Annotated in this window: 6 protein-coding genes; all 6 read left to right on the top strand. The window is 34.3% G+C overall.

Translation table 11 applies throughout. From position 1 onward, the window contains the following. The first annotated feature begins 24 nt into the window (after positions 1–24). Genes ACTTA8_RS05380 through ACTTA8_RS05355 form a run of 6 tightly spaced genes read left to right on the top strand, consistent with a single transcriptional unit; the run spans position 25 to position 13,818 of the window. Entirely contained in the window at positions 25–1,776 is a 1,752-nt protein-coding gene (locus ACTTA8_RS05380; protein ID WP_440654767.1) for a GspE/PulE family protein, read from the top strand. Positions 1,777–1,780: 4 nt separating this feature from the next. Beyond that, entirely contained in the window at positions 1,781–3,070 is a 1,290-nt protein-coding gene (locus ACTTA8_RS05375) for a type II secretion system F family protein (protein ID WP_440654765.1), read from the top strand. 3 nt (positions 3,071–3,073) lie between these two features. Beyond that, entirely contained in the window at positions 3,074–3,649 is a 576-nt protein-coding gene (locus ACTTA8_RS05370) for a pilus assembly FimT family protein (protein WP_440654763.1), read from the top strand. Next, the gene (locus ACTTA8_RS05365) at positions 3,649–4,464 is read left to right on the top strand and encodes a type IV pilus modification PilV family protein (protein ID WP_440654761.1); all 816 of its coding nucleotides are present in this window, start codon (positions 3,649–3,651) and stop codon (positions 4,462–4,464) included. The genes ACTTA8_RS05370 and ACTTA8_RS05365 overlap by 1 nt, the downstream gene beginning before the upstream one ends. A 1-nt stretch (position 4,465) precedes the next feature. Further along, positions 4,466–8,134 (top strand): PilW family protein, encoded by a 3,669-nt coding sequence (locus ACTTA8_RS05360; RefSeq protein WP_440654759.1) that lies wholly within the window; start codon positions 4,466–4,468, stop codon positions 8,132–8,134. After that, positions 8,134–13,818, top strand: coding sequence for a LamG-like jellyroll fold domain-containing protein (locus tag ACTTA8_RS05355; RefSeq protein ID WP_440654757.1), 5,685 nt, complete (start codon positions 8,134–8,136; stop codon positions 13,816–13,818). Before ACTTA8_RS05360 ends, ACTTA8_RS05355 begins: the two co-directional genes overlap by 1 nt. The last annotated feature ends 2 nt before the right edge of the window (positions 13,819–13,820 follow it).

The following is a 13,820-nucleotide window of genomic DNA, read 5'->3' as shown; positions in this document are numbered from 1 at the left end:
TAAATTGAATTATAACTATAGACGATGCCTTCAATAAATCCTGATATAAGTCTTAAAATTACAACACTTCTTAAAAATTCAGGAAAACTTTCTGAAGCAAATTTTAATGAAGCTAAAAAAAAATATGAAAGTAATGGTAAAGTACCCCTTGGCGTTCTAGAGTACCTAATTAATGATAAATTAATAACTGAAGACGATGTTGTTTCAGCTGTTTCAAGAAATTACGCTTTACGTAAAGTTGTTTTAACAGAGCAAAGTATTAAAAAAGATGCTGTAAAAAAACTTCCAAAGGACTTTATAATGGAAAATGAAATGCTTCCATTTGAACTTAATGGGAGAATTTTAAAAATTGCATTATTTGACCCAACTAGATCTACATTAGCTGGCAAAATTAAAAGTATGACTGGTTGCAATGTTGAATTGTATGTTGCTAAACCAACTAATTTAGATCAAGCTCTAAAATTTAAATCTGTAATTGAAGCAACACAAGAATCAGCAAGTTCAATAAATGCTCAAGCTCAAAAATCATCGCTCTCCAAACCAAATTTGAACGTCAAAGTACCAAATGTTAAAATTGCTGGAGGCGAAAATGCTGTTGTTGAGTTTGTTGATAAGGTTTTAAATGAATCTTTTTTTAGTGGTACGAGTGATATTCATATTGAAATTTTTAGAAGAGGTGAGGCTCGAATAAGATTTAGAAAAGATGGTGTTCTTCAAGAACAATTACAGTTCAAACAATTTCTGATGGAGAACTATAACGCAATAGTTACCAGATTAAAAATTATGTCTGGTTGTGACATTTCAGAAAAAAGATTACCACAGGACGGAAAACTTCAATTTAAAAATCCACAACCAAAAAATGAGGATGATGTTGATATTGATGTTAGATTTTCAGTTATTCCAGCTAAGGAAGGTGAAAGAGTTGTTATGCGTTTACTTGCTGCTGGACCAGATCTTGGTTTAGAGCAAATTGGTCTTGATAAAGAAGATTATGATAATTTAGTTACAGCTATAACTGCTCCCCAAGGCATGGTTTTGGTTACCGGTCCAACAGGTAGTGGTAAGAGTACAACTCTTTATGGCTGTATCAAAAAAATAAATAATCCTGGGACAAATATAATGACAGCTGAAGATCCAGTTGAATTTTATTTGAAAGGTGTCGGTCAAATTCAAGCTAATAATGAAATTGGTTTAACATTTGAAGCGATATTAAAATCTTTTTTAAGACAAGACCCAGAGGTAATTCTAGTTGGAGAGATAAGAGATAAATCTACAGTAGATATTGCAATTAAAGCAGCTTTAACTGGACACTTGTTGTTAAGTACACTTCATACAAATGATGCGGTCTCAACAGTTGTTAGATTAGTAAATATGGGTGTTCCAAGTTTCATGGTTGCATCAGCACTAAGTTTGATTGTTGCTCAAAGGTTAGCTAGAAAAAATTGTTCGTCATGTACTGCTGATGATGAAAAAGTTACTAAGGAAAATTTATTAGAATATGGTTTTAAAGAGGAAGAATTAAATTCATTTGTACCCAAAATGGGTGCTGGTTGTGCAGAGTGTAACAACACTGGGTACAAAGGCAGACAGGGAATTTATGAAGTTTTAAAAAAAACTCCTAATTTAGAAGCCGCAATCTTAAGAGATGCTAGAGGAGATGAGATGCTTGAAGTTGCTGTTAAGGATGGTTTTAAAACTATGCAAGTTATTGGCAGAAATTTTATTAAAAAAGGTATATTGTCTGTTGAAGAATATTCTAGAATTTTAGTAGTTTAAATATATGGCAACATTTCAGTATGCTGGCGTTCAAGCTGGAAAAAAAATTAATGGTGTAATCTCTGCTTCTGATCCAAGAGCTGCCGCTGCAGAACTTAGAAAAAAAAAAATTATTGTTACCTCAATAAAAAAAGGAAATGGTAAGTCAGATTCAAAAGGACCACCATCCTTAGACGATATTCCTATAAGCAATGCACCAATAATATTTTCAAAAGGTAACATATATTTAAATTTTGGTCCTTGGGCCAAGGTACCTCAAAAAGAATTATTGCAGTTTACAAAAAAGGTTTCGACTATGATTAAAGCAGGCCTACCTATATTAGAGTCTATAATGATGATTAGAGATCAAACTGTACATATGAAAATGAAAATGACAGCTCACTCTATAGTTAAAGATTTAAATGGTGGTATGAATTTGACAGATGCATTTGCTAAACATCCAAAAATATTTGATAATATTTATTTAAATATGATTTCCGCAGGTGAGGCTAGTGGTAAGCTGGATGAGTTTTTAATTAAATTAGTAGAGTTATTAGAGAAAAATGCAAAAATTAGATCAGGAATAAAAAGTGCATTATTTTATCCTGTAATGCTTCTGACTGTTGCAACAGTGATTACAATTTTTATGTTGTGGAAAGTAGTTCCAGTTTTTGAAAAAATGTATGCATCTATGGGTGTTCAGCTTCCTGGAGCAACTTTAGTTATTGTCAATGCAAGTAGGTTTATTGCTGATCCAACTAATTTATTGAAAATAGTTGGAATAATAATCATGATAAGAGTTTCGTACAATTTTATGTACAAAAATATAGAAGGTTTTAGACATGTCATGCACAAAAGATTTTTGAAGTTTCCATTATTTGGAGATTTAATAGTCAAAGCAACTGTGTCAAGGATGTGTATGATTATGGCCAATCTAACAAGAGCAGGTGTTAGCATTATTGATACAATCAAAATTTCAAAATCTGTCACAACCAATCTTGTATTTATTTATGCTCTTGAGAGAGTTGGTAAACAAATAGTAACTGGTCAAACTCTATCCGCATTACTTCAAAAAGAAGAACATATATTCCCACCCGCATTAGCTCAGTTGACCGCAGTTGGTGAACGAACAGGAAATATGGAAGAAATGTTTCAATCTATCGCAAATTACTATGAGGAAGAATTTGATGGTGTGGTTGCAGCTCTGTCGTCGATTATTGAACCTTTGATGATTGTTTTAATAGGTGCAATTATTGGAGTTCTTATGGTCGCTTTATACTTACCAATTTTCAGTATCGGAAACGCAGTAGGATAAACAATGTTTAAAAAAGAAAAGGGTTTTAGTCTCTTAGAGCTTATGACTACAATTGGTATTCTGGCTATTATAGGTGCTGTAGGATTTCCTGCCATTGACAACTTTGGTGAACAAGAAAATTTTGAGAGTGATCTTGCAACAATTCGAGGTCAAATAAATTATGTTAGACAACTCTCATTGGAAGATGGAAATGCTTACACAATAAGAATTATAAATGATACCACTAATAATACTGCAGATTTAGAGATTTGGCAGGCTCAAGGATTGAATAGATATAATGTGGAATATCATAAATCAACAGCAACCAAGTGCTCTGATTTTGATGGCACAAATGACAAAGGAACTAAACTCTTAGATTTAACAAAAAAACTTGAACATATGACAATAAGCAGATGCACATCTACAACGGGCAACTGCACAAAAGTTTCTGCTTCAAATAATTTTTTTTGTTTTTTACCGGATGGTTCGTCACCTGAAAACGCTAGAGGAGAAATGCAAGCTTCCGAAAATGCTGGAGGAAAAAAAGATTATTTACACACTTACGAGACAGGTTTTTTTAATAACGGAAAAAGAATGTAATGAATTTAAAGTACAAATTTCAGAAAGGAGTATCTTTAGTTGAGGGAATGACGGCTGCTGGAGTTTTGGGTGTAGCTATAACTGTCTTTATGACATTACAATCTTATCAAGAAAGAGATTTTGCAAATCTAAGGAAGTTTGACAAAGCTGCTTATGCAGTTGAATTAATGTTTGAAGAGCTTGCAGCTGTTTATAATCCTGTAGCTGCTCAATATGGAAATCCAAGAGTGTTTGAGGACACAACAGCTGGGACATCACTGAAAGTAAAAGGTCTAGCTCAACAACCAGGTGATGGGGATCAAATTATAATTGAAGGGGTTGGTGGAAGGTATGAGATTACCGACTCTACAGATTTTGACTCTGATAATAATACCACTTTGTCGTTGGAAAGATCAGATGTCCCCGATGATACACCTAACAAAAATATGGCATCAGACGCTACAGAAAATGCACCAATTACTTTTATATCAAATTCTGAAGGGAGTTTAGATCCTTATGATGATCTAGATATGACAAAGTTTGAAGACACAACATATAAAGCAACAATTACTAATCAAAAAGTTTTAGCCGATTTAGATAATTGGGGAGCTTTATTAAAGAAGCATCTTGGGCCTGCAAGAACTGGAGATAAAAGGTTGCTTGAAATAGAAGATATCGAAAGAGATGTTCCTGTTGATAAAGATAATGATGGAGTTACAGATCAAGAGGGAGGTGTGGATGTTTATGAAACTGTTAAAAAGAAACAAGTAACAATAATTATTAAACAAGACAAAATTGAAGAAAAATTTAGAAGATTATTTTTAGCTGGAACTTAAAATGAATTTAAAAAAATTTATTACTCAAAAAGGATTATCTCTTACTGAAGCACTGGTTGCTGTTGTTGTTTCTACAATTGTGATGGGTGCAACTTACACAATTTATAGTAATTTTCAGGGTACATTTGTTAGACAAGTTAATCACAACAATATGAAACAAGAAGCTAGATTTGCACTTCATGTTTTGCAACATGATAGCAAAATGGCTGGTTACAAACATCCCGATAGTACTGATGGTGAAGTTCAAGTGCCAGTAAAAGTTCTAAATACTGATGGCACAGAAGTTTCAGATGATACAGAGTATGGTGAAATAGTATCTTTTTGTTTTGATACTGAAGATAATAGCGGCAATATTCAAAGAAAGTTGATTAAGTATGAGTTAAAAACTCCCTACTCTCCGCTTACTGATAAAACTGTACTTAAGAAAAAAGTTTGGAATACAACAAATTGTGACGAGGATGATACCGCTAATACAACAGTCGATGTCGATTGGATGCCTGTTGCTCAGTTTTTTGATGAAATTGGCATTAGAATAAGAAGCAAACACATCGACTTTGAAATTACTTTAGTCTCTAAAGATGAAAAGGTAACAGAAAAATATACAGTCTCGTCTTACATGAGAAATCTAAACTTTGGTGGAAAAACTTATTATGTTTATGATGAGGAAGACCTTCACGAAAACCGAACAGCAGTTATACCTTTCACAGGTAGTTTAAAAGTTCAGTGTGCAAACAATCTTACAAGAGATATTCAACTTGCAAACTTTGTAACTTCAGATGACATCATTGTTCTTCATCAAGGTGAGACAATTGGTGGAACAAGTCTTACCAGGACTCATGATGCAATAGTTTTTAATTCAGAAAAGCCACCAGCGATAACCGGAATACCAAGTGTTAGTCACGATGAAATGAGATTAAAGTTAGTTACAACTACTGCTGCAGCTAATTTACCCCCAGGACTTACCGTAACATCAGGGTATGATGATTTAAATAACAATAATTCTGGTGACGATGGTGAATGGAATGGTTCTCTAACACTCGAAGGTACTTTAGATAATTTAGATACTAATTACACATTTAATTCTGATGGTTACCAAGATTTTACAATTAGATTAAAAGCAGATTTAGATACAAGTTGTGATAGCCAACCTTGGGAAGATCAAAATGAAGCTTATAAAGATTATAAGGTAAGAGTTATGAAGTATGATGCACCTCAGTTTTCAGATGTAAATTTGCATACTTGGGAAGCAAAAGGATTCACTTATGGCGATGCCAATTATGAAAGAAAAGGGACATCAAGTTATAATGGAGGTCCTAACTACGATTTAACAGATGATGGTAGATCATTTTATATACAGCAAAATTTAGCGTCTCCTTCTTTTTTAGCTTCTACAGAGGAATATGACTCATTTGTTTTAAAAGGAATGATTTGTTCTGGTGGTTATCCTGACTGTAATCACAACATGAGTGCATGGATGGATGATGATATGTTGGGTTTTGCTGCAGGATATCAAAGACCTAGTGTTGTTCAAAAAACTTGGCCAGATGGTAGAATTAGAGCCTGTGCTGGAATTGATTATGAAAGTTTAAATGGTACATCTGGATTTAGCGCATCTAAATTAAGAAATTCATTAAGAAGTAATGATAAAACAGAGTGGGATGGTTTATCGGCTTCTGAAAAAAATGAATGGTGGGGAGAACCTGCAGACCTTGTTTATGATATGTATTTATGGTCTTGGTGGGGGGCGCAAGGTAATAGATCTGCTATCCATCTACATCATTTCAAAGGTTATGAGTTCGATCACACTAGAAATTGTGGTTATAACGAAGGATCCTATCTATCACATGCTGATATGAACAGGTTAACGGGATGGTCTACTCCCAATTCATCAAAAATGTCTGATTTTAATGAGAATGGATACAATAGACTTTTCATGAGAACTGATAGTACCAGACCAGCAAATACTGGTTCTAGGAACTGTAATAATAGAGGGAGTTCATTTTCAAGAATCAGTTACAATCCTGGTGCAACTCATAAATGGGGATGTGGACACGGAAAAAATACTGGAGTTAAAAATACCATTACTCTGACATACCATCCAAATAAATTTAGAGCTAACATAGATAACAAACCACATGTAGCTAACAGCAACAGTCAAAGGTTCACAGCATTTGATTATAGATTTGATAGTGATGGAGATTTATTTGATCATACTTTATCTGCTTGGCCTTATAATGAAGATACAACACCAACTGCCATTAGTCTTCCGAGCGGAGATGATGATACTGAAGAATTAAAAGCAGAAGGGTTTAAAAGGTTTCAAAAAGGTTCTGTTGCAATAGTTTCTTTTTCACAACCTGACAACAGATATTCTAATATTCAAATTGCAAGACTACCAAGGTTTATCCCTGACAAAACTGATGGCAATAAACCAATGCCTAAAGCACAAAATTTATACTATTACATGGACGAAGACTATTTTACAGTTAACAGAATATATGGTTTGCTAAGTAAATCTTATGATCCCTTTGGAGAACACATAGAAGTATTGGTGCAGTCAAATTCATCAGCTAACTGTGCACAAATCGGTGGTAGAGGAACAAATGAAACAGCTTCAATTAAAACTCAAAGTGTAGATGGTTCTGATAGATCTATGAATTGCAGATTGAGTGGAGAGTGGAGGGCAACCACAGCAGTTTGGGCTAATAATACAGAACTTCCAAATATAGGAGAAATGTATGATACTCAAGATAAGGACTCTTATAGTGGTGCTAGGGCAACAGTAACAACTACCGCAGGAAATACTATTTATGTTTTTGCCGATGGTTCTTTCAGATATCAAGCTTATGCTGATGGTTTTAATGATGGTACTCCAAAAGAAGACTCTTTTTATTATGCAGTTCAATCAGAAGATACCTCTAATAATAGAATTTCAGACATAAAAAAGGTTTATATTGGTTTTAATATTGGAAACACTACACCTACAGGAGTTTCGTTTAAGGAAGCAGATGGTACAGCCATCACAGATAATAATAACTTTGATATTGCTGAAGATGATAACAAAGATCTAATAGTAGGTGAGATTTATGCTACTAGTACTCAAGAACCTGATACACACGATTTTGTAAGATTTAATCTTGGTGAGGTTCCAAATGATGATTCAGATAAAGATGTAGATCACGGAACTAGATTTAGAATTGACCAAAAAGATGATAAATTTTATTTAGTTTTAAATGATGATAGTGACATTAGATGGTCTAATTTACCTTCAAATAAAAAATATTTCTCGATAAGAATTGTTGCTACAGATTTAAGAGGAAACCAATTAACTACTACAGAAAAAGTATATGTAGATAGAGTTGATTGCTCAGAAACAGCAATGGAAAATATCACTGTTTATAAAACAAAAGCAGCAATGACCATTGAGGGTTATATTCAAGGAAAAGAAGGAGAGAAAGTATTTAGGAGACAGACAGTCCCACTAACTACTAGCTTGGATGAGGCTGTAATTACATTTGAATATCCCGAAAGGTCAGTACAACCATCTGTAAAAATAGCTGAAAAAACAGTAACGGTTGATGGAGAAGATGTTGTTATTGGAATGTTATCAAATAGATGTAAGGAAACTCATAGTTACATTGATAGACAGCAACTTTGGAGCGACTCATAATGAAAAAACAAAAAAACGAAAAAGGTTTTGTCCTTGTATTTGTAATTGCTGTCGTCTCAGCATTGTCAATTATGACGGGAGCAATGTTTTTTTATTATGACAATGATTTAAAAAGTGTTTCAAGAAATTCAGTTATGCAACAAGTAAATCTTGCTGCGGAAACGGGATTACAAGAAGGTCAGAAATGGATCACTGATCAGCTAAATTCAAATAGTTTTACTCTAGTTGATATTCAAAATACCCTTAATGTTGCTGACTCAGATAATAAATGCCTTAATAGGCATGGTTTTACCAATTCTAGTGAAGATATTTATTATGCAAAAAGAATAAATGCAAATCTTGGAACAGATGATCCAAAATTTGAAGACATGTCTTATGAGGTTTTTGTTCAAAGGCATGCAGATGTAGTTCGATCTATTTATTTCTCAGCAGAGGGTTCAAAAAACAATACTGAAAAAGATACTACTTACACAGACAGATCTTTTGCGCTTGTTGAAAACTTTAAAGATTTTCCAAACGATCAATTTACAATTGAAATGTGGATACAAAATAAACAGCCAGGATCTACTTATGACATGCATGCTTTTGAATGGGGTAGAACTTGGGATTTAGTATTTAAAGTTAAAAATGATGAGTGGTCTCCAAGACTTGGAGAAGTTGTTTTGGATGACCAAGGAGATATTGGATCTCCTGTTAAGGATGAGTGGGTTCACATTGCATGGGTATGGGATGGAGGTACACCGGGGAGTACTGATACCGATAATGTTAGAATTTACCAAAATGGAACTTTAAGTGGAACATATAATGCAGATATAGGAGCTAGACCTAAATCTGGTTATACTAATCCTCCTGAGACATTACCCGAAGGAGATTTTTGGCCGTTAGCAATCGGAGAAGGTTTGGCTGGCTTTAATCCTAGTAGTTATTTGACTGGAGATCCAATAATTCAAAGTGTTCCTTGGCTTGGTAATATTGCTGAAATGAGAATATGGAATGTATCAAGATCAGGCACTGACATTGCAAACAATAATAGAAGAAGATTAACAGGTTCTGAACCAGGATTAGTTTCATATTATAAGTTTAATGAAGGATCAGGTAATACTGCTAAAGATTTTAACACCTCAAGAGCAGCTGATAGAAAAAATGATGCAACGATATATGGTATTGGAAACAAAGGAACTTTATGGAAAACAGAAATTGTTAAATATCCAGTTACTTCAACAACAGACGATGCACCGTCGATCAATGTTCCACCTGGAGAAGATGTTGTTTATTACAAAATTTTATCATGTGGAAAAGGACCTCAAGAACAAATCGTTCCTCTTGAATTAATTGTTTCAGCTCCAGTTCAAAAAGGAGATGTAGGAGATGGTAAAATTGCACTTACAGAAGAAGACTTAAACGATCTAACTGGTCAAGAAGGCACTCCATTAATAACACCTTTAAATAATTATATTGCTCAAGAAGGAGTAACTGGAGATATTAAAATTCAAACCAAAGATAATACTAATACAAACTTTTATGTTTTTAAAAGGTCTATGGAGCAATGTAGTAACTCTAATTCATTTACAGATTTCAGTGCAGCCTCGTCATACTCTGAAGGAGACTGTGCAGAATTTGAAGATAAATTGTATTTCCTAGAAAAAGATGATGGAAAATCAGCTGGTGACGATTTTATAGAGGATGATTGGTCTGAGGTTTTGGGTAGCGATTGTGACGGTGTACAATTTACATCAAATTCAGGTGATAATAGTTATGGTCATTATTATAAATATTTTTCAACTGCACCAAATGTAACTTCTGATCTTGGTTACAATGGTGACTCGATTGACTGGTGGGAAGCAAAAAGAAGAGCTGAGCAATCTACTTGTGGAGGTATGCGAGGATATTTAGTTTCTATAGAAAGTGCTGAAGAAAATGAATTTATTAAAGATGCTGTAATGTGCAATAGCAGTACGCAGTCTGGCTGTACTGGAGTTACCCCTTTTCATGTTGCTGCTGGAGAAACCAGAGAAAATTACTATGGAACAAGATTAGATCAATCTAGTGATCAACACTATATCTGGCTATCAAACTCAGATTGGAGAAATCCAACCTCGAATGCAGCTAATATGCAATCAGAGTCAGGACCTTTAATGGGAATGAGTGTTTCCTATACAAACTGGCAAAGTGGTGAACCCAATAATTCAGCAGAGCCATATGCTGATATGGAAATAAATAGAAGCGATAGAACCAACGGGGGTTGGAATGATTTAAGAAGAATTCCAAATTGTAGTTCTGGAGGACTAGATTGTATTACTGGTTATGTTGTTGAATATGGAGGTTTTGATCATTTTAGCTTAGAGCATGATATTAACCAAGATGGTGACACTGACGATGCAGATGAGATAGATATTAGTGGTCATAACTTTTGTGTTGCAAGAGCCACTATAGAAGCAGACACATATGTAGCTCCGGTTGATGGAAACAGTGATGGAGACTTATTAGATCTTGATGCAGACACCAACCCAGACGTTATAGAAGATTATTTAAAACTTGATACTGATGCTGAAGATTATCCATCAGCAATAACAGGTGACATTTCTTCATCTTCTGTAGATCATAACACGACTGACGATTATCCAGGTTGGAATGCCTACACAGGAGTCCTTACTATGGTTCATTCTGGTAAACCAAATGATTGGAGTTCAACATCAACTTATTCAGCTAATGATTTTGTTTGGTTTAATAATAGAGTTTGGAAAAATACTTCAGGTGGCACGATAACTGGTGGTTCTTCATTAGATTTAACTCAAACTCCTACAATTTATAATCCACATAATTGGACTATGTATGAAGGTGACGAGTCTGATGCACCGTGTGCAGACGTAGATGTTTGGACACAAGCATTTGAATCTATAAAATATTACAATTCAAAAGAAGTAGATGCAGAAGAAGGAGAAAACCCTTATGCTTATGAAGGAACAGATGGTTCAGACGGCACAGAAGGTGAAGACACTGAAACTACTACAGCCTCGCTTGGAGAAAGAACAATTTTATTTTCTTTAGGTCCGCTTCATGTTGAAGAGCATAGAGATGGATACAATCACTTCTACGAATTTTATGAGTTTCCTGCTAGACCAGATGGAACTGCTAATTCAAGTCAAAATCTATACAATAATAAAAATAGAAGAATGAATGAAGCGTTCTCTCTATCTAGACAATTAGATTATTTTGGAAAAAGTGGATACCTTGCAACTATAACAAGCGAGTCTGAAAATGATATCATTACAACTAAAGCAGTTGGAAATGGATGGATGGGTGGATTAGCTATGTCGGATAACGCAAATACTGTAGCTAATTTAAATAAATGTGGTGGTTTCCGACAAAGATCTAATAGAGCTCAAGCAACAGCTGATTTTCAAGCTTTACGAGATTTTGAAAATATACCATTTTATAGAAATGGCCAAACTTATGGAGCCAGTACTAGATATGTTAGAAACATAGTTGAAAAATATCAAACAACAACAGCAAGAACAATTACATCAATATCAAAAGCTAATCCGGCATTAATTACAACAAGTTCGGCACATGGTCTTACCAGTGATGATATCATTAAGATCGCAGATATTAGCACTGCTAATCAAATGAATGTTGATGGTATGACACAACTAGCAACTGGATTTTATAGAGTTAGGGTTGTTTCCAATACAACATTCAGACTTGTCGATTTAGATACTAGAAATCCTATAATTTCTACTTCTTGGTCTAATTATACAGCAAGTTCAGCTCAAATGTGGGTATTGGAAGGGTATCAGAATGAATATTACAGAAAAGGATCTTCATCATTAACTGCATCAAATGCAAACCCCCAATCTCAGTCTGGTTTAACATTGTTTTATAAAGATCCTAAAATAGCTTTGTCTTCAAATGCAGCAATTACAGGCAATAATACAAAAAGATATTTTACAGATTCGTTTACAAACGTTGATGATACGGTAACGAGCACAGAATGTCCTGTATGGAGATGGATGACTGGACCTGAAGGTATGTTATGGAATGGAAGAGGTTTGGCTTTTGCTCCAACACGAACAGCTTCTGGAACACCTTCTGCTAACAATGGAACCTGGGAAAGAGGTGTTACAGCTGGTTCTAATGATCCTCAAGGTCAACAAATTGGTGAAGTGTTTGTTGATGGTATGCCATTTAGAAATTGGAATGGAACTGGAGAACCTAATAATGTTGCACAAACAGAACATGGTATTCATTTATTAGGAACTCATTTCGATGATGATGATGAGCTCACATGGAATGATTTACACAATTGGAGTGCAAGTTACTCAAATAACTTTAATTATTCAATAAGAGGATTAGTTTTAGAATATGGGGGTATGGAAAATGATGAAGATCCTAATATTAGAATAGCTACAAAAAGAGTAATTAAACTTTTTGATAGGAGAGTAACAAAAGCCATTGTGAAAATAAAATCAGGAGCTGAAACTGGCGACAAACTTGTAGTAGGCTCAGAAGAACTTAATGCAGTTAATTTAACTGCTACAGGAAATGAAACTAGCGAGGTTACTTTATCTGGAGATGCAACTTGTAAAAATTATGTTGATTTAATTAAATCTATGTATTTTGAACACAATGCATCTGCTGATGGAACAAGAGAAATAGAAGTATTGTTAGGAGATATTCAAAAGCCAAGTAACGCTGAACATTATTATCAGTTAAAAGATACTGAGTTAAGTTACAATCAAGCAAATTTTCAAGCGAGTTACCAAAACCTTTGTGGTATTCAAGGTTATTTAGCTAATGTTACAACATCTGCGGATCTAGATGCAATCGAAGAACTTGGTGTAACTGATGATAAACAAGTTTGGGTCAATGGAACAGATGAATGTCAGGGTGGAATTTTTAGATCTGGATTTTGGAGATATACATCTGGACCTTGGCAGGACAAAGAGTTTTGGAGAGTACGATTAAATGTACCCGTTGGCACAAATCAAGAGGTAATTGATAATATAGAAAACCAAGCAAGCTGTAACTATTCAACAACTAGATCAAGTCAATCAAGTGTTAGAGTTGGTCCTTTTGAAAGCTCAAATTGGATTAGCTCTCATCCAGCTGCTAATACAAATGATTATCTTGTTTTCCAACAGACTAGCTCTGCATCTACGACTGGAATTATGACTAGAGGTGGTATGGCTAGTTCCGATGTTGAGGGTTTCATCATTAGATATGGAGGAAGTGTAGGAGATTTTACAGGTGCAGATATTGAAGAAGATGATAATGATATTAATGTACTATTAGGTCCTGAAAGAGCTGAAATTTCTTTTTACAATGATGGAAGTGATAATAGTATTTTTATAAGCGATGAGGACTCTGTTAAAGTTGATACCAGTGGTGATTTAGCATTATCTACAGGGTGGTCTAAAACAGCTGATTTTGTAGCTTCTAATAATTCACCGTTAAAAATTACATCACCTTCTGGTGAGGTTGCAACAATTCAACAATGGCGAGACGAACTTCAGAAAGTTTATTATCAAAGTACTGATACTAGTGATTTTACTCCAGGAAATAGAAAAATTAAAATTAAGCTAGTGTATGGAGATACTTCATTGAATCAAGAAATTGGAATTGTAAAAACTATAGGAAGCAGAAACGCTGTTACTGTTACACCTATATCTTGGAATAATAGATAATT

Source organism: Candidatus Pelagibacter sp. HIMB1506 (assembly GCF_052047935.1).
Classification (GTDB): domain Bacteria; phylum Pseudomonadota; class Alphaproteobacteria; order Pelagibacterales; family Pelagibacteraceae; genus Pelagibacter.
This window is presented reverse-complemented; position numbering and strand designations above follow the sequence as displayed.